Genomic DNA, 21,055 nt, shown 5'->3' on the forward strand with positions numbered 1-21,055 from the left:
CACGATTCAAGGAGTAATCCAGAAAAACGCGCCGTCCCCGGCCGTGTTTCGCGCTATCGCGCCGATTCCCTTTGCAACAGGGTTACCACAAGGGGTTGTGGTGTTGGCTGAGACGACCCACAAGCGGAGGTCCGCCGATCCCCCCTCCTCAGCCGGCCAGTTCCTGCCGGTTCAGGGCGCAGTGCGACCAGAGCGCATCCATCGCGCGCACCAGCGCGTCGATCTCTTTCGGGCCGTGCACGGGGGACGGGGTAAAGCGCAGTCGCTCCGTCCCGCGGGGCACGGTCGGGTAGTTGATCGGCTGGACGTAGATGCCGTGGTCTTCCAGCAGCATGTCCGACAGCATCTTGGTATGCACCGGATTGCCGACCGTCACCGGGACGATATGACTGCCGTGGTCGATCAGCGGAAGGCCAAGCGCCTTGAACCGGGTCTTGAGGATCGACGCCTGCTGCTGATGCAGATCGCGCAGCGCCTGGTCAGTCTTCAGATGCCGGACAGAAGCCGCCGCCCCCGCCGCGACCGCGGGCGGCAGCGAGGTGGTGAAGATGAAGCCCGGCGCATAGGACCGGATCGCGTCGCACATCTTTTCCGATGCCGCGATGTAGCCGCCCATGACGCCGTAGGCTTTGGCGAGCGTGCCGTTGATGATGTCGATGCGGTGCGCCAGCCGGTCGCGTTCGCTGACCCCGCCGCCGCGCGGGCCGTACATGCCGACGGCGTGGACCTCGTCGATATAGGTCAGCGCGTTGAATTCGTCGGCCAGGTCACAGAAGGCCTCCGTCGGGCCGAAATCCCCGTCCATGGAGTAGATGGATTCGAAGGCGATAAGCTTGGGCGCGGCGGGATCGTCCGCCTCCAGCAGTTCACGCAGGTGGTCGACGTCGTTGTGGCGGAAGATCCGCTTGGCCCCGCCGTTGCGGCGCACGCCCTCGATCATGGAGGCGTGGTTGAGCGCGTCGGAATAGATGATGAGGCCGGGGAACAGCTTGGGCAGCGTCGACAGAGTCGCGTCGTTGGCGATGTAGGCCGAGGTGAACAGCAGCGCCGCTTCCTTGCCGTGCAGATCCGCCAGCTCCGTCTCGAGCGCCTTGTGGTAGAGCGTCGTGCCCGAGATGTTGCGCGTCCCGCCGGAGCCCGCGCCGACCTCGTCGATGGCGTCGTGCATCGCGGACAGGACGACCGGGTGCTGCCCCATGCCGAGATAGTCGTTGCCGCACCAGACCGTCACCGGCTTCTGGCTGCCGTCGGGGCGGGACCAGGTGGCGTGGGGGAACTGCCCCTTGTGGCGCACGATGTCGATGAAGGTCCGGTAACGGCCTTCTTCATGCAACTGGCCGAGGGCCTGGTCGAGCTGAGCCTCGTAGGTCACGGGCGGTCCTCCTTGGTCTTCGCGCGGCCCCGAACCGGGGGGCGGCGGTCCGGTGCTAGCACCGTCGGGTCGGAATTGGAACGGTTTTAAGTCCGTACCGGCTTCACGGGCAGGTTACAAATTGCCGCCCCCCTCTGCCCTTGATCCACGTCAAACCCGCGCGGGTTCCGCACCTGTGGCGTTGCAAAAACATTTCAGTATGGTTTCCAGACGGTTAGCGAATACGCCCCGTGCGACCGCGTGCCGCGCAGCAAAGGCCGCTGGACACCGCCCGGCCCGCTGCTAGGGTCGCGCGGCTGAGAAAGGCCCCTGCCCCATGACGCTTCCCGCCCAGACCGACACGGCGCCCGCCGTCCCCGCGCTGCGTGCGGCGCTCTGGATGCTGGGGGCCATCGGGTGCTTCCTGACCATGGCCGTGGCCGGGCGGGTGCTGGCGGCGGAACTCGACACGTTCGAGATCATGACATGGCGCAGCCTGACCGGCGTGGTCATCATCTGCCTCGTCATCACCGCCCGGTCGGCCTGGGGACAGGTCAGCACGCACCGGTTCGGGCTGCACGTTCTGCGCAACGTGGCGCATTTCACCGGGCAGAACCTCTGGTTCTACGCCATCACGGTGATCCCGCTGGCACAGGTCTTCGCGCTGGAATTCACCTCTCCGCTCTGGGTGCTGATGCTGTCACCCCTGCTGCTCGGAGAGCGGATGACGCGGCGGCGGATGCTCAGCGGACTGGTCGGGTTCGCCGGGATCCTGCTGATTACCCGGCCGGGCGCGCAGGCGCTGTCACCGGGGCTGATCGCGGCGGCGCTCTGCGCCATCGGGTTTGCCGGGACGATCATGTCGACCAAGCGGCTGACGCGCGACGTTTCCACCATGAACATCCTGTTCTGGCTGACGGTGATGCAGGCCGTCTTCGGTCTGGTCTGCGGCGGGATCGACGGGGATTTCGCGCATCCCTCCGCCGCGCTCTGGCCTGCCGCCGTGCTTGTCGGGGTCGCGGGGCTCGCCGCGCATTTCTGCGTGACGACGGCGCTGTCGATCGCGCCCGCATCCATCGTCGCGCCGATGGACTTCCTGCGGCTTCCGGCAGCGGCGGTGCTGGGCCTGCTGGTCTACGGAGAGGCGCTGGACCCGCTGGTGCTGATCGGCGCGGCGGTGATCTTCGGTGCGAATTACGCCAATATCCGGGGCGAGCGACGTGCATGATTGCACATATTCCGGGTTGCCTGTCCCGTGGCGCGGGACGCTAATGCGCCCATGACACAGCAGAAATCCATGTCCGGCGTGGCCTGGGCGCAGCTTCTCCTCCTGGCGCTGATCTGGGGCGGGTCCTTCCTGTCCACCCGCATCGCGCTGGACGAGATCGGGCCGTTCACCGCCGTGATGCACCGCTGCCTCTGGGCGATGCTGGTGCTCTGGGCGGCGGTGCTGCTGTCGGGCAAGGCGATCCCGAGGGAGCCGCGGGTCTGGGGCGCCTTCCTTGTCATGGGCGTGCTGAACAACGTCCTGCCCTTCTTCTTCCTGGCCTGGGGACAGCTGCATATCGAAAGCGGGCTGACGGCGATCTTCAACTCCTTCACCGCCGTCTTCGGGGTGGTGATCGCGGCCATCGCCTTTGCGGACGAGAAACTGACCGGACGCAAGCTGGCAGGCGTCGCCTTTGGCGTGACCGGGGTGGCGGTGGCCATGGGGCTGGATACGCTGCGCCATATCGACCTGCGCTCGCTCGGCCAGCTGTCGGTGCTTTGCGCGACGCTGTGCTACGCGCTCGGGGGCAGCTACGGGCGGGCGAAGCTGTCGCATCTGCCACCGCAGGTTGCGGCGGCGGGCATGCTGACCGGGTCCACGCTGGTCATGATCCCGCTGGCCTGGGCGACCGAGGGCGCGCCGACCCTGGCGCTGGAACCGCGGACCTGGGCGGCGATCGCCTACTACAGCATGTTCGCGACGGCGGTGGCCTATCTCCTTTACTACTCCATCCTCGCCAAGGCGGGCAGCGGCAACCTGATGCTGGTGACGCTTCTTCTGGTGCCCGTGGCGGTCCTGCTGGGCCATTTCGTGCTGGGAGAGGTGCTGATGCCGCGCCATCTGATCGGCTTCGCAATCATCGCGGCCGGGCTGGTGGTGATCGACGGTCGGCTGGTCCGAAGGCTGCGCGGCCGGGTCTGACAGACCCGGGCCATCCGGTGCCGTAGGGTTACGTAAACATGCCGCCACGTCAACTTGCTGTAACAGATTGACGACAACCTTGGCGTGTCGTCACCATGGCAGAACCCCTCGCGGGGTGTCACATCCATGGGAGGTAAGGATCGTGAACAAGACCTTCTGGCCCGCCGCAACCGCGGCGACCATCTGCCTTGCCGGCGCCGCTCAGGCCGGCGGCATCGAACGCACCACGCAGTCCAGCGCCATTCTCTTTGCCCAGGGCAACCGGGTGGAGCTGAGCTATGCTGTAGTCACCCCGTCGATCTCCGGTACGGCGATCACCGCCATCCCGAACGTCGCGGACCGCTACGGGCTGCCGGGGCTGGCGATGAAGATGGACATCAACGAACAGCTGTCCTTTGCGCTGATCTACGACCGGCCCTTCGGCGCGGACGTGGTCTATGACGCGGCCAACCCGATGTTCGGGGGCACGCTCGCCAAGGCCGAAACCCACGCCCTGACCGCGCTCGCCCGCTACAAGTTCGACGACCGCATCAGCGTCTTCGGCGGCCTGCGCGCGCAGCGGGCCGAGGGGCAGATCCACCTGCAGGGCGCCGCCTATGGCGCGGCGAGCGGCTATGACGCGCAACTCGCCTCCGACTGGGGTGTCGGTTACGTCGTGGGCGCGGCCTATGAAATTCCGGACATCGCGCTCCGCGTCGCGCTGACCTACAACTCCGCCATCAAGCACGACTTCGACACGCGCGAGAACATCGCGCCGGGCGTCGTCTCCACCACCGAGGTGAAGACCCCGCAGAGCATCAACCTCGACTTCCAGACCGGGATCGCGAAGGACACGCTGCTCATGGCGTCGATCAGATGGGCCGAACATTCGGCCTTCCGGATCAAGCCGACCGCGATCAACACCGACCTCGTGTCGCTGGACGACACCACGACCTATTCGCTTGGCGTCGCACGCCGGTTCACCCCGGAATTCGCCGCCTCGCTCACCGTCGGCTACGAGAAGGAGGGCGACCCGCTCGTCAGCCCGCTGGCCCCGACGAACGGGCGCAAGTCGATCACGCTCGGCGCCAGCTACAAGCTGTCGGACACGGTCGAACTGTCGGGCGGGATCAGCAAGATCTGGGTCGGCGACGCACAGCCCGCGACGGGCGGTGTGGGCCGGGGGCTGTTCACCGACAACTCCGTCACCGCCGTCGGGCTGAAGATCGCCTATACGTTCTGACCTCGGCTCCCCCGCTCCGGCGGGGGGACGCCATTCCCCATTTGACCCTGCCCCCGCCGCCCCTTAGCTAGGGGCGGACAAGTGGCAGAGGGGTCGCATGGGCCTGATCTACGAAACACCAGACGACTGGGACCGCGCCGCGCAGAAGCGCGTGGTGCTGTTCGGCATGTCCGGGCTGGGCAAGACCCACGTGTCCAACATGTTGCGCGACGCCGGGTCGTGGTTCCACTACTCCATCGATTACCGCATCGGCACCCGCTACATGGGCGAACTGATCGCCGACAATGCCAAGGCGCATGCGATGCAGGTGCCCTTCCTGCGCGACCTGTTGATGACGGATTCGATCTACATCGGGTCCAACATCACCTTCAACAACCTCGCACCGCTGTCGACCTACCTCGGCAAGCCCGGCGATCCGGAAAAGGGCGGCCTGCCCTTCGCGCTCTACCAGGTGCGCCAGCGCGAACACCAGGCGGCGGAGATTGCTGCACTGCTGGACACCGAACGGTTTGCGGAACGGGCGTTCCGACTCTATGGCTATCCGAATTTCGTCTGCGACAGCGGCGGGTCGATCTGCGAGGTGGTGGACCCCTGGGACGACGACGACCCGGTGCTCGGCACGCTGGAGGACATGGCGCTCATGATCTGGCTCAAGGGCGACGAGGCGCACAAGCAGGAGCTTGTCCGCCGCTTCGACCGCGCCCCCAAGCCGATGTACTACCAGCCGGAGTTCCTGCTGGCCGCCTGGGACGACTACCGCCTCGAGACCGGCCTGTCCGACGACAAGGTCGACCCGGACGACTTCGTGCGCTGGACCTATGCCCGCGCGCTCGACCACCGGCAGCCGCGTTACGAGGCGATGGCGAAACGCGGGCTCACCATCACCGCCGACGACGTCGCGCGAGTGCATGACGAGGCCGGATTCAACGCGATGATCGCCCGCGCGCTCGCCGCCCGCTGACCCTTTCCGACCCGACAGACCCCGAGAGGCCAAGATGCCCATCAAGATCCCCGCCGACCTGCCCGCCTACGCCGTTCTCACGCGCGAGGGTGTCATGGTCATGGACGAGGATCACGCCGCCCGGCAGGATATCCGCCCGCTGCGCATCGCCCTGCTCAACCTGATGCCGAAGAAGATCCAGACGGAGAACCAGTTCGCCCGGCTGATCGGGGCGACGCCGCTGCAGATCGAATTCTCCCTGATCCGGATGACGGAGCATCAGACCAAGAACACCGCGGCCGAGCATATGGAAACCTTCTACCGCTCCTTCGCGGAGGTGAAGGCGAGCGGTGAGAAATACGACGGGCTCATCATCACCGGTGCCCCGATCGAACATCTTGAGTTCGAGCAGGTCACCTACTGGGACGAGATGCTCGAAGTCATGGCGTGGACCCAGACCCATGTGCATTCGACCTTCGGAGTGTGCTGGGGCGCGATGGCGATGATCCACCATTTCCACGGCGTGCCGAAGCGGATCCTGCCGAAGAAGCTGTTCGGCTGCTACCCCCAGAAGAACCTCGCCCGGCCCTCGCCGTTCCTGCGCGGTTTTTCCGACGTCTGCGTCGTGCCGGTGTCACGCTGGACAGAGAACACGCAGGCGGATGTGGATGCCGCGCCGGGGCTGGTGACCCTGCTTGGCGATGCGACGACGGGGCCCTGCCTGATCGAGGATCCGGCGCACCGGGCGCTCTATGTCTTCAATCATTTCGAATATGACAGCGACACGCTGAAACAGGAATACGATCGGGACGTGTCTCAGGGGACACCCATAGAGATACCGATGAACTATTACCCCGATGACGATCCCACCAAGGCCCCGCTCAACCGGTGGAGAAGCCACGCGCATCTCCTCTACGGCAACTGGATCAACGAGATCTACCAGACCACGCCCTTCGACCTCGATGACATTGGCGCATAGGGCGATGTTCGGATTTCTGGTGCTGCTGGTCGTTCTGGCGACCTTCGTGACGGCGACCGGCTGGCTGGCGCTGAACCGGCAGGCGGCGGGAATGGCCGCCTACCCGCCCGAGGGTCAGTTCGTGCAGGTCGGCGGGCATGACGTGCACTACGTGCAGCGCGGGACCGGGCCGGATCTGGTGCTGATCCACGGTGCCTCGGGCAACACGCGGGATTTCACCTTCTCTCTGGTCGACCGGCTGACGGACCGCTACCGCGTGACGGTGTTCGACCGGCCGGGGCTTGGCTACACCCCCCGGCTCGCACCCCGCGACGTGACGCTTGCGCAGCAGGCGGACCTTCTGGTCGGGGCCGCGCGCGCGCTCGGGGTCGAAAACCCGGTGGTGCTGGGGCAGAGCTTTGGCGGCGCGGTGGCGATGACATGGGCGGTGGAACACCCGGATTACGTCGCCGCCGTCGTCGATGTCTCCGGCGCGACCTATCCCTGGCCCGGAGAGCTGAACAGGCTCTACGCCACCATGGCGCGTCCGGTGATCGGACCCGCGCTGGCCTGGATGATCGGGGCCTGGGTCAGCGACCGCTACATCGAACGCTCCATCGAAGGGGTCTTCGCCCCGCAGAACGCGCCTTCCGGTTACGCGGATGACATCGGCGCGCCGCTGGTGATCCGTCCGCACAGCCTGATGGCCAATGCGCAGCAGCGCACCGACCTGCGGGAGGAACTGCGCGCGCTCTCCCCCCGCTATCCCGCCCTCACCCTGCCGATCGAGATCGTGCACGGCACCGCGGACGACACGGTCAGCCTGCAGATCCACTCCGAAGCGCTGGCGCGGGACGTGGCCTCGGCCCACCTGACGCCCCTGCCCGGCATCGGCCACATGCCGCATCACGTCGCGCAGGACGAGGTCATCGCGGCCATCGACCGTGCGGCACAGCGCGCCGGTCTGCGCTAGCATCCCGTTGCGCGCAGGCCCCCGCACCGCCATATTGGGCAAAAAGGACGACACGACATGGACTTGCCCTTTGGCGGCGCGATCAGCGCCTATCACGACAAGGACGCGCCCAAGGCGATCCGCGAGGCGATCGCCCGCGCCGACAAGGACGACATCCTGAATCCGGACTATCCCTACTCCGAAGAGATGAAGAAGAAGGCCTACGAGAAGGAGCTGCAAGCGCTCCAGATCGAGCTGGCCAAGATGCAGGCCTGGGCACGCGACAGCGGTGCCCGGATCGTCTGCGTCTTCGAAGGACGCGACGCGGCGGGAAAAGGCGGCACGATCAACCGCTTCCGGGCCAATCTCAACCCCCGGAACGCCCGCGTCGTCGCGCTCTCCAAGCCGACGGAGACAGAGCGCGGCCAGTGGTATTTCCAGCGCTACATCGACCACCTGCCGACGGCCGGAGAGATCGTGTTCTACGACCGCAGCTGGTACAACCGGGGCGTGGTCGAAAAGGTCTTCGGCTTCTGCAGCGACGACCAGCGCGAGGCCTTTTTTCGGCAGGTCCCGCAGGTCGAGAAGCTGCTGGTGGACGAGGGCATTCACCTGTTCAAGTTCTGGCTCAACGTCGGGCGGGCCGAACAGCTGCGCCGTTTCATGGACCGTGAGAAGGACCCGCTGAAACAGTGGAAACTGTCCCGGATCGACGTCGACGGCCTGAAGAAGTGGGACGATTATTCCGCCGCCATCAAGGAGACGCTGGAACGCACCCACACCGACCACGCGCCGTGGACGGTCGTGCGGTCGGACGACAAGAAGCGCGCGCGCCTGGAATCGATGCGGCACGTTCTGTCCCACCTCGACTACGCGCTCAAGAAACCCAAGGCCGTGGGCAAATGCGACCCCAAGATCATCGGCGGTCCGGACATCTGGGATGCCTAAGAAAAGGGGCTATCACCACGGCAACCTCCGGCAGGCGCTGGTGGATGCCGCGCTGAAGCTGATCGAGGAGAAGGGGCCGACCGGCTTCACCCTCTCCGAGGCGGCGAAGGAGGCGGGCGTGACTCCCGCCGCCGTCTACCGCCATTTCGAGGGGCGCGAGGACCTGATCGCGGAGGCCGCGCGGCAGGGCTACGAGATCTTCGCCGACGTGATGCAATACGCCTACGAGACCGGCCAGCCTTCCGCCCTTGCGGCGTTCGAGGCCACGGGGCGCGCCTATCTCGCCTTCGCGCGCAAGTATCCCGGCCATTACATCGCGATGTTCGAAAGCGGGATCTCGGTCAACCGCACGCCGGAGCTCGCGGCGGTCTCCAACCGCGCCAGCGGCGTGCTGGAGCGCGCCGCCGCCGACCTGTCGCGGTATATCCCGCCGGACAAACGCCCGCCGGCCTCCATGTTCTCCGCCCATATCTGGGCGCTGTCGCACGGGGTTGTGGAACTCTTCGCGCGGAACTCTCCGGGGCGGCATTCGCCCTTTCCGCCCGAGGACCTGCTGGAATCCGCCATCGGGGTCTACCTGCGCGGGCTTGGCCTGATCGGGCCGGACGGCGGGGGCTCCGGCAGCAAGTAGGTAAAGTTTTATCGGTTAAGCGACGGTCAATGCGAATCTGCGATGTCATGGAAAAGTGACTGAAAACAGGTTCCTCCGTGTCCAGCGACCCGACCCCCGCGAAACGGCCCAGGCCCGACTTCTCTCCCGAAGCGCTTGGTCCGTCCTTCGAAAGGCACCGCAAGAAGGCGCTGCGGATCGTCGCGCTGATCACCATGGCCTCGCCCGTCGTCACGGTGTCCGCCGCGTGGCTCGCGGGCAGCGGAATGGTCGTTCCGGTCCTGATCGTGTCGCTGGTGATGTCCGCCCTGGCCTATTCCGGCCTTATGGTCCCGAACCGCACCGGGCGCATCATCGTGTCCACGGCCCTGATCGGTCAGGTCATGGCGCTGACGGCGGCGCTGCGCGGCCACCCGATGCAGGCGGATATGCACATGGTGTTCTTCGCCGCGCTGCCGGTGATCGCAACTCTGACGTCCCGCTTTGCCCTTGTCGTCGCGGTCGGCGTCATCGCGCTGCACCACCTTTCCGCCACGGTGCTGGCGCCCGAACTGGTGTATCTGACCACCGACCTGTGGTTCAATCTGGGCCGCACCGCCGTGCATGCCGTCGTCGTGGTGCTCGCGGCGGCCAACCTGTTGCAGGTCGTCTATGTCAGGCTGCACCAGACCTCCTCCGCACAGCGCCGTGCCCGTGAACTGCAGGCCGCGATGGAGGAGGCGAAGACCGCGCTCCAAACCGCCGAGGCGAAGACCCGCGATGCGGAGGAGGCCCGCAGCCGCGCCGATCAGGCCCTGGCCGACGCGGCCGCGGCGCGCACCGCGTCGGATGCCGCGCGGGAGGAGGCGGAACGCAATTCCGAGTCCGCCCGCCGGGCTGAGGCAGAGACGGCGGCGATGCGCGAATCCCACGCCCGGGAGGTCGAGGAGATCCTGGTGCTGATCAGCGCGAAGCTCTCCCTCCTCGCCTCGGGCGACCTGCGGGTGCGCATCTCGGAAGACCTGCCCGAAAATTATCGGCGCCTCGGCAATGTCTTCAACGAGGCGGTGGACAGCCTGGAGAAGACCATGCGCGACGTTCTGGCCGAAGCCGCCTCCATCCGGACGCATTCGGACGAGATCGCCAGCACCTCCGACAACCTGTCCCGGCGGATCGAGACGCAGTCGTCGACCCTGACGCAGATCGCCTCCTCCCTGCAGCAGCTGACCTCTCTCATCACGGGCGTGGCAGAGGATACCAACGGCGCGCGCAGCCAGGCGGAGGGGACGCGGAATCAGGCGGAAAGCGGCATGCAGATCATGAGCCGGACGGTCACCGCGATGGATGCGATCGAAACCTCCTCCAGCGAGATCCGGAAGATCATCAGCGTGATCGAAAACATCGCCTTCCAGACCAACCTGCTGGCCCTGAATGCCGGCGTAGAAGCCGCCCGGGCGGGCGAGGCCGGGCGCGGGTTCGCCGTCGTCGCGACAGAGGTGCGGGCGCTTGCACAACGCTCCTCCGACGCGGCGAGCGAGATCGACGGACTCATCAACACCTCCGTCAGCCAGATCACCGACGGGGTCCGGCTGGTGAAGGAGACCGGCACCGCGCTGGACCGTATCCAGAAATCCGTGAACGAAATCGCGGAGCGGATGGAAACCGTCGCCTCGGCCACGACCGAACAGTCGAACGGGCTGCAGGGCGTGCACGGCTCCGTCTCCGACCTCGACTCCGTGACCCAGGAATTCGCCTCCCGGTTCGAGGAGACGACGGCGGCCAACACCGTGCTGTCGGAAAACGCGCGGCGCCTTGGTGAACTTGTCGGGCAGTTCAAGGTCGAAGGCATGGCACGGGCCCTGCCCTCGCGCGGGTCTCACGGCAGCGGCGCATCCGACCACCGTGCCGGTGGCCCATCTCAGATCGGGCGGGCGGGCATGAAAGAGGTGTCGTAACCGAGGGGGCGCGTCAGCGCGTTGGCTGGGAAATAGCCATTCGCGGGGCCGGAACCATCGGCGCCCCGGGCCGACCCGGCGCAAAGCAGAAGGGGCCGCCGTCTGGCAGCCCCCCCCGTTCTGGAAATGGTTCCGGGAATTGTCCCGGGAATAGCTGAAATCAGCGCTTGGAGAACTGGAAGCTCCGGCGCGCTTTCCGGCGACCGTATTTCTTCCGTTCGACCACGCGGCTGTCGCGGGTCAGGAAACCTGCGGCCTTCAGCGCACCGCGCAGGGCGGGATCGTAAAGCTGTAGCGCCTTGGAGATACCGTGCTTCACCGCACCGGCCTGGCCGGACAGGCCACCGCCGGTCACCGTCGCGTAGACGTCGAATTCGCCTTCGACACCGGCCACCTGGAAGGGCTGGCGCAGGATCATCTGCAGAACCGGACGGGCGAAATAGGTGTTGAGCTCCTTGCCGTTCACGGTGACCTTGCCGGAGCCCGGCTTGATCCAGACGCGGGCGGTTGCGTCCTTCCGCTTGCCGGTCGCGTAGGAGCGGCCGAGTTCATCACGGACGGGGTCGCGAGGCGCTTCGGCTTCGGCCATCACGCCACCGATGTTTTCGGTCACGGTGCCCTTCAGCTCTTCGAGCGAGTTGATCTGATCGGCCATTTTCAGCTCCGCGTGTTCTTGGAGTTCATGGATTTGACGTCCAGCACTTCGGGCGACTGCGCCTCGTGCGGATGCTCGGCCCCGGCGTAGACGCGCAGGTTGGTCATCTGCGTGCGGGCCAGGCGGTTGCCCGGCAGCATGCGCTTGACCGCGGCGGTCACGACCCGCTCGGGGTACTTGCCGTCCAGCAGTTCGCCGGCGGTGCGGTGCTTGATGCCGCCCGGGTGGCCGGTGTGCCAGTAGTATTTCTTGTCAGCGCGCTTGTTGCCGGTCATCTGCACCTTGTCGGCGTTGATGATGATGACGTTGTCGCCCATATCCATGTTCGGAGTGAAGGACGGCTTGTGCTTGCCGCGCAGGCGCATGGCGACGATCGAGGCGAGACGGCCCAGAACCACGCCCTCGGCGTCGATCAGGATCCATTTCTTGTCGATGTCTGCCGGAGTAGCAGAGAAGGTTTTCATGTCGGGTGCCCTTGGAATGTGGCAGCCCGGACGGTTCAGGAACCGACCGGGCGGATTGATGGGCGGGTTATACAGCGGCACAACGGCCAGTCAAGACGCAAGCGCCCGAATTTATCAAGCTCTATCAGCAACTTAGAAAATCGGTATTATTATACCCCATAAGCCGGGGCACCCCCGACACAGATCGAAGATTTCCCATGCGTATACTGGATTACCCCCGACGGCCGCGATAGATGCTGTGTGACGTCAACCCCGGTTCCGAAGGCATGCCCCTGCAGTTCCGCCCCTGTCTGATGATCTGCCTGGCCCTGCCGCTCACCGGATGCGGTGCGTTCCGCTATGCGATGGTGCCGCCGGTCCCGACGGTCGAGGCGCGGGTGGCCACGCAGGACGTGGAATCCCGGCGCATCAGTGGCGTGCATGTGTCGGTGGTCACGACCCAAGCGGGGCGGGAGGTGACGGGCGCGGCCTGCCGGCTCAGCTCTCCCGAGATCGACGTCAGCTTTACCACGCCGACCCATGTGAAGCTGCCGGTCTTCAAGCAGCCCCTGCCCCCGGCAGAGCTGACCTGCAGCAAGGGCGCGCTGTCGTTCCGCCAGACGGTGCACGGGCAGAAGGTGCTGGAAAAGCACGACAAACCGGATGGCCAGGTCGGGTTCTTCCTCGCCTCCGTCTCCGACCTGCTGGCCGAGGCGCTGAACCTCTGGAGCTATTATCCTCAGGACGCGGTACTGCGGATCGACCTGAACTGATCCTAGCCCCTGGGCGGGATGGAATAGGTCAGCGTGGCATGGGCGACCGGGGCCTCGACCCCGTCGGAACGGATCAGCAGGTCACCCACGGCCAGAACCCGCCCCAGTTTCAGCAGGGTGCAGTCGGCAATCAGGTCGGTGCCGGCGGCGGGCTTGCGCATGAAGTCGATGGAGCAGTTGGTCGTCACCGCCAGCGCCTGCGGCCCGATCATCGCCAGAATCGCGAGGTAGACCGACACGTCCGCCAGCGAGAACATCGTCGGACCCGAGACGGTGCCGCCGGGGCGCAGGTGCCGCTCCTCCACCTTCAGGCGGACGCGGATGCCCATGTCTCGGACCTCCTCGATGACGAAGTCGCTTTTGACCTGCGGGAATTCCGCCGCAAGAAACGTATGCAGGTCGTCCGCTGTCATCACCGGCATGGTCTTTCCTCCCCTTTTCGCGCGGCGTAGAGTTCCGCGAAACCGCGGGAGGAACAAGATGGCAATTCTGGAACGTCGCGACAGCGGGGCAATTGCGCATCTGCGGATGAACACGCCGGAGTCGCTGAACGCGCTGAGCGATGCGATGCTGGCGGAGCTGCAGGGCGCGCTCGACCGGCTGCGCGGGGACCGTGACATCCGTGCGGTGATCCTGTCGGGCGCGGGCAAGGCGTTCTGCGCGGGGCACAACCTCAAGGAAATGCAGGCGGGTCGGCAGGCGGAGGACGGGGGCGCGGCCTATTTCGCCGACCTCTTCGCGCGGTGCGCCCGGGTGATGCAGTCGATCCGCACCCTGCCCCAGCCCGTCATCGCGCAGGTCCACGGGATCGCCACGGCGGCCGGGTGCCAGCTGGTCGCGACCTGCGACATGGCGGTGGCGGCCGAGGGCACGCGGTTCGGCGTGAACGGGGTGAACATCGGGCTATTCTGTTCCACCCCCATGGTCGCCCTGTCGCGCAACATCCCCCGCAAGCAGGCGTTCGAGATGCTGACCACCGGCGCCTTCATCGGCACCGACCGGGCGCAGGCGCTTGGCCTCATCAACCGCGCCGTGCCCGAGGACCGGCTCGAGGCGGAGACCGCGGAGCTGGCGCAGACCATCGCCGGAAAGCTGTCGGCGGCGGTGCGGATCGGGAAGGAGGCGTTCTATGCCCAGGCCGAAATGCCGATGGACGCGGCCTATGAGTATACCGGGGACGTCATGGTCCGGAACATGATGCTGCGCGACACGGACGAAGGCATTCAGGCCTTCATCGAAAAGCGCCCGCCCGACTGGGCCGATTGAACCGGCATTTTCGCGGCAATTCCAAGGCTCTGTGCCTTGCCCGGGGGCAAATCACCGGGCGCAGGGGCGGCTTTGTTTCCGTATCCGGTTACTATTATTGCCCAATTCGCGGTTTTTCTGCCTTAATCCTTTCTGGTACTCTTTAAACAAGTCGCAGGACGTTTCTTATGCGTTTCCGGGTCACTGCCGCCGGCATATTGTCTCTCCAGGCCACGCTCTCTCTGGCCGCCGATCTGCCAGCCGCGGTGACCCAGGCCGACTTTCCACCGACAGACCATGACCTCGTGATGCTGGGCCGGGACCTGTTCTTCGACCCGATCCTGTCGGGCAACAAGAACATCGCCTGTGCCACCTGCCACCACCCCTCGCTTGCCTCGGCCGACGGGCTTTCGCTTGGGCTGGGGGAAGGCGCGGTGGCGCTTGGGCCGAAGCGGCATGTGGGATCCTACAACGTTCCGCGGAACCGGATCCCGCGCAATGCGCCCGCGCTGTTCAACATCGGGGCCTATGAATTCACCGTGCTGTTCCACGACGGGCGCGTGCAGGCGGACCGGGAGGCGGATTTCGGGTTCAGGATGCCGAAGAACGCGCTGCTGGAACGCCCGGTGCCGACGGCGTTGGCGGCGCAGGCGCTGATGCCGCCGACCAGCCATGACGAGATGGCCGGGCAGGATGAGGAGAACCCGATCGCCGTAGCCTCGGGCGAAGGGCGGTTCGCGGGGAAAGACGGGGTGTGGGACCTGCTCTGCCAGCGGATCGAGGCGATCCCGGAGTATCGCGTGCGGTTCGAGGCGATCTTCGGCAGCGACCGCAAGATGCACTTCACCGACATCGCCCGTGCGATTGCCGAATTCGAGACGTTCGAGTTCCAGTCCTTCAACAGCCCCTTTGACCGTTACCTGCACGGCGACGCCGCCGCGCTGACCGAGCGGCAGGTCGCGGGGATGGAGGTGTTCTACGGTGAGGGCAACTGTTCCTCCTGCCACTCCGGCCCGTTCCAGACCGACCATTCCTTTCATGCCATCGGCCTACCGCAGCTTGGACCCGGCAAGGAACCGGGCAGCTATGCCGACAAGGGGCGTGGCGGGATCACCGGGGCGCCGGACGACCGCTATCGGTTCCGCACGCCGTCGCTGAGAAACGTGGCGATCACCGGGCCTTACGGACACAACGGCGCCTATTCGGACCTTGAGAGCATCGTGCGCCACCACCTCGACCCGATCCGGGCGCTGACGCAGTACGACCGGTCCCAGGCGCGGCTGAGCGACGTTCCGGTGGAGTTCAACGACTGGGGCGCGATGTCGGATCAGGAGGAGATGATCCGCATTGCCGAGGCGACGGAGATCATTCCGGTTTCCCTCAGCGAGGGCCAGATCGCGGACCTTCTTGCATTCCTCGATGCGCTGACGGATCCGGCGGCGGGCCGGGGGCGGCTCGGCGCGCCGCAGAACGTGCCTTCCGGACTGCCGCTGGACCTCGCGGACTGAGGTCTTTTCAAATCCGCGGCGATGCCCTAGATCGCGGGCATGTCTGATCAGGAACTTCACATCGTCGGCGGCGGCATGGCCGGGTCCGAGGCCGCGTGGCAGGCGGCCCGGGCCGGGGTGCGCGTTGTCATCCACGAAATGCGCCCCGATGTCGGGACCTTCGCCCACAAGACCGGCGATCTGGCGGAGATGGTCTGTTCCAATTCCTTCCGCTCGGACGACGACGAACAGAACGCGGTCGGTCTGCTGCATTGGGAGATGCGGCAGGCGGGCGGGCTTATCATGGAGATGGCGGACCGGCATTCCCTGCCTGCGGGCGGTGCGCTTGCGGTTGACCGCGACGGGTTCTCGGCGGCTGTGACGGAGCGGCTGCGCGCGCATCCGCTGGTGCGGGTGGAGGGCGGAGAGATCACCGCCCTACCCGAGGCCGGCCACTGGATCATCGCGACCGGGCCGCTGACCTCCGAAGGGCTGGGACAGGCCATCGCGGCGGAGACGGGGGCGGAGGCGCTGGCCTTCTTCGACGCGATCGCCCCGATCGTCTATGCCGAGAGCATCGACATGGGCACGGTCTGGGCGCAGTCCCGCTACGACAAGGGCGAGACGGACGAGGAGCGGAAGGCCTACCTCAACTGCCCGATGGACAAGGTGCAGTACGAGGCGTTCATCGACGCGCTTCTTGCGGCGGACAAGACGGAGTTTCACGAGGGCGAGACCGCCGGGTATTTCGACGGCTGCCTGCCGATCGAGGTCATGGCGGAACGGGGCCGCGAGACCCTGCGCCACGGGCCGATGAAGCCTGTCGGGCTGACCAACGCGCACCGCCCCGAGGATAAACCTTACGCTGTAGTCCAGCTGCGGCGGGACAATGCCCTGGGGACGCTGTTCAACATCGTCGGCTTCCAGACCAAGATGAAATACGGCGCGCAGACAGAGGTGTTCCGGATGATCCCGGGGCTGGAAAACGCCTCCTTCGCGCGGCTTGGCGGGATTCATCGCAACACCTTCCTGAACTCTCCGACCCTGCTGGACGACCGGATGCGGCTGCGCTCGCGCCCGCATATCCGGTTCGCGGGGCAGATCACCGGGGTCGAGGGGTATGTCGAATCCTCGGCCATGGGGCTGCTGGCTGGCCGGATGGCGGCGGCGGAGATTCTCGGGCGCGACCTGCCCCCGCCTCCGCCCGAGACGGCCATGGGCGCGCTGATCCATCACATCACGGGCGGGGCGGAGGCCAAGACCTTTCAGCCGATGAACGTGAACTTCGGGCTGTTCCCGCCTCTGGACGGGGTCCGGGGCGGTCGCAAGGGGCGCAAGGACCGCTACAAGGGCTACACCGACCGGGCGAAGGAGCTGTGGACGGCCTGGCTGGCCGAAACGCGCGCGGATCTGGCGGCGGAATAGCCATCCGGCGGGATGCGAGGCGGTTGTCTGCGCGTCGGCAAGGCCGTGGTCCGGGGTGTCGGGCCGGGCGGGCATCTTATCCGCGGATAAGGTCGTTAATAATTATTAATCAGGTACTTGGCGGCCGTATTTCAGGGACTTTCTGAGCGTGAAAGGCTAAGCTCAGGTTAAAGACCAGCGGGTCTCTGGGATTAATGAAGTTTAACCTGAGCTTCCTTCACCTGTCGCGTTGCCCGCGAGGCGGCGGCGCCCCCCGGGGAGCCCCGGTCGCGGGTCCAAACCCATTTCTCGTTGTGGCCGCCCGCCGACCTGCGCTAGCCCGCTGGAGGAAGAGGAGATGCGCGATGTTCTGGACGATGCTACGGATCGAACCTGCGGGCCGGGGCGGGTCCCCCCTGGGTCCGGCCACCCGTTCGATGCGAGCGATGCAGTGGCTGGCATCCGTGGCGGCGTGTGGCGCGCCCATCCTTGCTTACAGTGTAATTCCTGTGGGGCGGCCTTCTGACGTCACCGCGCATCGTCCCTCACCAACCTGCAAGACCGCACGGCGCCGACCGGGGTCGGAACAGTCATGATTACCCGTTTCGCCCCCTCTCCGACCGGCCCGCTGCATCTGGGCCATGCCTATGCCGCGCTGGTGGCGTGGGAGCGGACGGGGAGCGGGACCTTCCTGCTCAGGATCGAGGATATCGACCGTGCCCGCGCCCGGCCGGAGTGGGAGGCGCAGATCGGGGAGGACCTGCGCTGGCTTGGCCTGCACTGGCCGGAGCCGGTGATGCGCCAGTCCGACCGGATGGACGCCTACCGGGCGGCGCTGGACCGGCTCTGGGAGATGGGGCTGCTTTATCGCTGCACCTGTCGGCGGCGCGACATCGAAGCCGCATTGTCCGCCCCGCAGGAGGGCGTGCCCCTGCACGGGCCGGACGGGCTGATCTATCCGGGCACCTGCCGGGAGACGGGCCGCCCTGCCCCGGGAGAGCCGCGTCCCGCGGACGCCGTCCTGCGGCTGGACATGGCCCGGGCGGTGGCGCTGACCGGCCCTGTGCGGTTCGTCGAGACCGGCGCGGGTCCGGAGGGCGAAACGGGGGAGATCACGCTGACCCCCGGCGCGATCACGGCCGCGACGGGGGACGTCATTCTGGCGCGGCGGGACATGGGCACCTCCTACCACCTGTCGGTCGTCGTGGACGATGCGGCGCAGGGCATCACGGAGGTCACGCGCGGCCGCGACCTGTTCGGGGCGACGCAGATCCACGTCGTTCTGCAAAAGCTGCTGTCCCTGCCGGTTCCGCAGTACCACCACCACCGCCTGATCCGGGATCAGAACGGCAAGCGGCTGGCCAAGCGGGACGATGCGCGGGCCCTGTCGCTGTACCGTGCCGAGGGGGTCAGCCCGGACGAGGTTCGCGGAATGATCGGTCTCTAGACCATCGGCTTCGTCAGTTCCGTCTCCTCTCCGTCCAGAACGGAGGTGTAGAAACAGCTGCGCCGGTTGGTGTGGCAGGCCGGGCCGGTCTGATCGACGATCAGCAGCAGGCAGTCGCGGTCGCAGTCCACCCGCAGGTCGACCAGATGCTGCACATGGCCGGAGGTTTCGCCCTTGACCCAGAAGGCCGCGCGCGACCGGGACCAGTAGGTGACGCGGCGGGTTTCCAGCGTGCGGGCGACGGCTTCGGCGTTCATCCAGGCCATCATCAGCACCGCGCCGTCCCGGTCCTGCGCGATGGCAGGGATCAGGCCGCGGTCGTCATATTTCAGCGATGCGGGATCGAAGCGCATGGGCCGTCCTTTCCAAATCCGGTTGCGAGCGCTATCTAAGGGGGAACGGCGCACGGCGCCACCCATGGATCGCGGAAGGGACACATGCCATGAGTGCCGAGACCGATCTCGTCAAACTTTATTCCGGGCGCATCCTCGCGCTGACGACGGAGATCCCGCATCAGAAGCGGCTCGAGGCGCCGTCGGCCACGGTGAAGCGCCGGGCCCCGCTGTGCGGATCGACGGTGACCGTGGACGTGGTGGTCGAGGACGGGCGCATCACGGGGTATGGCCAGGACGTGAAGGCCTGCGCGCTTGGACAGGCGGCGGCGGCGATCGTGGGCAAGAACGTGATCGGGACGGACCGGGCGCAGATCGTGGCGGGGCGCGATGCGCTAAAGGCCATGCTGAAGGAGGACGGGCCGACCCCGCCCGCCCCTTTCGAGGAGCTGGAAATCCTGAGGCCGGCCAAGGACTACCGCAATCGCCACGCCTCCATCCTGCTGACGCTCGAGGCGCTGACGGAGGCGATGGACCGGATCGACAGGTCGGACTGCGCTTAACCCTATTTTCGGGTTTCGCGGATAGGCAGGTCCCGTCAGATCGGACGGGGCAGCATGCATCACGAACAGTCAGGATTTTCCGACGCCAGGCAGCCGGAGGTGGTGAACCGCCTCTCGGCCAATGCCTCCACCCTCGGGGCGGAGATCGTGGATATCGCCGGGTTCCTCGACCAGCTTGAACTCGGCACCGAAGACCAGCTGCGGACGCTGCGGCGGCTGAAGGACGGGGCCAGCCACGTGGTGCAGGTCAACGCCACGGTGATGGAGTCGCTGCGCGCGATGTCCGACGGGATCAGTGGTACGCTGGACAAGCTGGTGGCGGCGAATGACAGCCTCGCCACCTCCGACACGCAGTCGGCGCGGCTGGCGGACTGGGTGCAGGGCATCGACGAGCGGTCGCAGAACGTGCAGGGCACGCTCGACGCGGTGCAGGCGTCCAACAACCAGATCGCGGTGATCGCGGCGCAGGTCAACATGCTGGCCATCAACGCAAAGATCGAAGCGGCGCGGGCGGGCGAAACCGGCAAGGGCTTTGCCGTCGTGGCCGATGCGATCAACGAACTGTCACAGCGCACCGGCAAGGCGGCGGAGGAGATCACCCGCAATGTCGCCGCGCTGATCGAATGGATCGCCGCGCTGCAGTCGGAATCCGGCACCGTCAGCCAGGAGGCGCGGGACATGCGCGATTCCGGCAAGGCCAGCCTCAGCGCCCTTGTCGGCGCGGTTGGCGAGATGCGGGCCAATCATGACCGCGCCGGAGAGATTTCCAGGGACGCTGCCGACGCCGACCGGGCGCTGCGCGACTTCCTTCCCAGTATCGAGGATGTCAGCACCTCTGTCACCGCGGGCGTCGACGGGGTTCACGAGGCGCATTCGCGGGTCAGCCGCCTCGTGGATTCCTCGGAACGGCTGGTGCAGGACAGCGTCGCGCTTGGCGGCGACTCCGCGGATTCGCAGTTCATTCAGGCGGTGCGGGACCGGGCGGCGCAGATCCGCGCGCTGTTCGAACAGGGGGTGCGGGACGGGCAGCTTTCCCTCTCGGACCTGTTCGACAGCAGCTATCAGCCGGTCCCCGGCACCAATCCGCAGCAGGTGACGACACGGTTCTCGCGGTTCACCGACCGTGTGCTGCCGGCGGTGCAGGAACCCGTTCTCGACATGGATCGCCGCGTGGTGTTCTGCGCCGCGGTGGACCGGAACGGTTATCTGCCCACACATAACCGGAAATTCTCCCAGCCCCAGACGGCCGATCCGGTGTGGAACACGGCGCATTGCCGCAACCGGCGCATCTTTGACGACCGGGTCGGGCTGAAGGCCGGTCGGAACACGGACCCCTTCCTGCTGCAGGTCTACCGGCGGGACATGGGGGGCGGGAACTTCGTGCTGATGAAGGATGTGTCCGCCCCGATCACGGTGGAGGGGCGGCACTGGGGCGGGCTGCGGCTGGCCTACAAGCTATGAAAAAACCGCCGCACATCCTTTCGGATGGCGGCGGAGAGGAAGCGGACCCTGGGGACACCGACCTGCCGGGACCGGGGATTGGGGCACCCGGCTATCTGGGACAGGCAATCTCAGCGACGCATGGGGAAATGCGCGACAG

The 21,055-nt window shown here is 66.5% G+C and carries 21 protein-coding genes; 16 read left to right on the forward strand and 5 right to left on the reverse strand.

The window, feature by feature from the left end:
• Positions 1–148: 148 nt before the first annotated feature.
• The gene (gene hemA, locus IEV87_RS07035) at positions 149–1,372 is read right to left on the reverse strand and encodes a 5-aminolevulinate synthase (RefSeq protein WP_188476940.1); all 1,224 of its coding nucleotides are present in this window, start codon (positions 1,370–1,372) and stop codon (positions 149–151) included.
• Between the two features lie 316 nt (positions 1,373–1,688).
• Here hemA and IEV87_RS07040 point away from each other — a divergent pair, with 316 nt between their 5' ends.
• The 9 genes from IEV87_RS07040 (at position 1,689) to IEV87_RS22790 (ending at position 11,106) form a co-directional block, all read left to right on the forward strand.
• Entirely contained in the window at positions 1,689–2,579 is an 891-nt protein-coding gene (locus tag IEV87_RS07040) for a DMT family transporter (RefSeq protein WP_188476941.1), read from the forward strand.
• 51 nt (positions 2,580–2,630) lie between these two features.
• A complete protein-coding gene (locus tag IEV87_RS07045; RefSeq protein WP_188476942.1) occupies positions 2,631–3,542 on the forward strand; it encodes a DMT family transporter in 912 nt (303 codons plus the stop codon).
• Positions 3,543–3,684: 142 nt separating this feature from the next.
• On the forward strand, positions 3,685–4,764 hold the full coding sequence (locus tag IEV87_RS07050; RefSeq protein ID WP_188476943.1) for an OmpP1/FadL family transporter: 1,080 nt from the start codon (positions 3,685–3,687) through the stop codon (positions 4,762–4,764).
• Between the two features lie 103 nt (positions 4,765–4,867).
• Positions 4,868–5,725 carry an ATPase gene (locus IEV87_RS07055; RefSeq protein ID WP_373284049.1) on the forward strand — a complete coding sequence of 286 codons (858 nt, stop codon included), beginning with the start codon at positions 4,868–4,870 and terminating at the stop codon, positions 5,723–5,725.
• Between the two features lie 34 nt (positions 5,726–5,759).
• Entirely contained in the window at positions 5,760–6,683 is a 924-nt protein-coding gene (locus tag IEV87_RS07060) for a homoserine O-succinyltransferase (protein ID WP_188476945.1), read from the forward strand.
• 4 nt (positions 6,684–6,687) lie between these two features.
• Complete coding sequence (locus IEV87_RS07065; RefSeq protein WP_188476946.1) at positions 6,688–7,635, forward strand: alpha/beta fold hydrolase; 948 nt, start codon at positions 6,688–6,690, stop codon at positions 7,633–7,635.
• A 57-nt stretch (positions 7,636–7,692) separates the two neighbouring features.
• A complete protein-coding gene (gene ppk2, locus IEV87_RS07070) occupies positions 7,693–8,562 on the forward strand; it encodes a polyphosphate kinase 2 (RefSeq protein ID WP_188476947.1) in 870 nt (289 codons plus the stop codon).
• Complete coding sequence (locus IEV87_RS07075) at positions 8,555–9,193, forward strand: TetR/AcrR family transcriptional regulator (protein WP_188476948.1); 639 nt, start codon at positions 8,555–8,557, stop codon at positions 9,191–9,193. Before ppk2 ends, IEV87_RS07075 begins: the two co-directional genes overlap by 8 nt.
• A 77-nt stretch (positions 9,194–9,270) precedes the next feature.
• Positions 9,271–11,106 carry a methyl-accepting chemotaxis protein gene (locus tag IEV87_RS22790; protein WP_229737460.1) on the forward strand — a complete coding sequence of 612 codons (1,836 nt, stop codon included), beginning with the start codon at positions 9,271–9,273 and terminating at the stop codon, positions 11,104–11,106.
• A 160-nt stretch (positions 11,107–11,266) separates the two neighbouring features.
• Here the strand turns inward: IEV87_RS22790 and rpsI are convergent, their stop codons facing one another.
• Positions 11,267–11,761 (reverse strand): 30S ribosomal protein S9, encoded by a 495-nt coding sequence (rpsI, locus tag IEV87_RS07085; protein WP_188476949.1) that lies wholly within the window; start codon positions 11,759–11,761, stop codon positions 11,267–11,269.
• 2 nt (positions 11,762–11,763) lie between these two features.
• Positions 11,764–12,225, reverse strand: coding sequence for a 50S ribosomal protein L13 (gene rplM, locus IEV87_RS07090; protein ID WP_188476950.1), 462 nt, complete (start codon positions 12,223–12,225; stop codon positions 11,764–11,766).
• A 233-nt stretch (positions 12,226–12,458) separates the two neighbouring features.
• Between rplM and IEV87_RS07095 the strand changes: the two genes are divergently transcribed.
• A complete protein-coding gene (locus tag IEV87_RS07095) occupies positions 12,459–12,977 on the forward strand; it encodes a hypothetical protein (protein WP_188476951.1) in 519 nt (172 codons plus the stop codon).
• Between the two features lie 2 nt (positions 12,978–12,979).
• On the opposite strand, the gene IEV87_RS07100 is transcribed toward IEV87_RS07095, so the two are convergent.
• Positions 12,980–13,399, reverse strand: a complete 420-nt coding sequence (locus tag IEV87_RS07100) for a PaaI family thioesterase (RefSeq protein ID WP_188476952.1) — start codon at positions 13,397–13,399, stop codon at positions 12,980–12,982.
• Positions 13,400–13,457: 58 nt separating this feature from the next.
• Between IEV87_RS07100 and IEV87_RS07105 the strand changes: the two genes are divergently transcribed.
• The 4 genes from IEV87_RS07105 (at position 13,458) to gluQRS (ending at position 18,560) form a co-directional block, all read left to right on the forward strand.
• Positions 13,458–14,243, forward strand: coding sequence for an enoyl-CoA hydratase (locus IEV87_RS07105; RefSeq protein ID WP_188476953.1), 786 nt, complete (start codon positions 13,458–13,460; stop codon positions 14,241–14,243).
• A 167-nt stretch (positions 14,244–14,410) separates the two neighbouring features.
• On the forward strand, positions 14,411–15,730 hold the full coding sequence (locus IEV87_RS07110; protein WP_188476954.1) for a cytochrome-c peroxidase: 1,320 nt from the start codon (positions 14,411–14,413) through the stop codon (positions 15,728–15,730).
• Positions 15,731–15,769: 39 nt separating this feature from the next.
• Complete coding sequence (trmFO, locus tag IEV87_RS07115) at positions 15,770–17,134, forward strand: methylenetetrahydrofolate--tRNA-(uracil(54)-C(5))-methyltransferase (FADH(2)-oxidizing) TrmFO (protein ID WP_188476955.1); 1,365 nt, start codon at positions 15,770–15,772, stop codon at positions 17,132–17,134.
• Between the two features lie 571 nt (positions 17,135–17,705).
• Complete coding sequence (gluQRS, locus tag IEV87_RS07120) at positions 17,706–18,560, forward strand: tRNA glutamyl-Q(34) synthetase GluQRS (protein WP_188476956.1); 855 nt, start codon at positions 17,706–17,708, stop codon at positions 18,558–18,560.
• On the opposite strand, the gene hisI is transcribed toward gluQRS, so the two are convergent.
• Positions 18,557–18,913 carry a phosphoribosyl-AMP cyclohydrolase gene (hisI, locus tag IEV87_RS07125; protein WP_188476957.1) on the reverse strand — a complete coding sequence of 119 codons (357 nt, stop codon included), beginning with the start codon at positions 18,911–18,913 and terminating at the stop codon, positions 18,557–18,559. The genes gluQRS and hisI overlap by 4 nt on opposite strands.
• An 89-nt stretch (positions 18,914–19,002) precedes the next feature.
• Here hisI and IEV87_RS07130 point away from each other — a divergent pair, with 89 nt between their 5' ends.
• Positions 19,003–19,455 carry an iron-sulfur cluster assembly scaffold protein gene (locus IEV87_RS07130; RefSeq protein WP_188476958.1) on the forward strand — a complete coding sequence of 151 codons (453 nt, stop codon included), beginning with the start codon at positions 19,003–19,005 and terminating at the stop codon, positions 19,453–19,455.
• A gap of 54 nt (positions 19,456–19,509) precedes the next feature.
• Entirely contained in the window at positions 19,510–20,916 is a 1,407-nt protein-coding gene (locus IEV87_RS07135; RefSeq protein ID WP_188476959.1) for a methyl-accepting chemotaxis protein, read from the forward strand.
• The last annotated feature ends 139 nt before the right edge of the window (positions 20,917–21,055 follow it).

Origin of the sequence: Primorskyibacter flagellatus (genome assembly GCF_014638275.1) — a bacterium.
In the GTDB taxonomy this organism is placed as follows: Bacteria; Pseudomonadota; Alphaproteobacteria; order Rhodobacterales; family Rhodobacteraceae; genus Pseudooceanicola; species Pseudooceanicola flagellatus_A.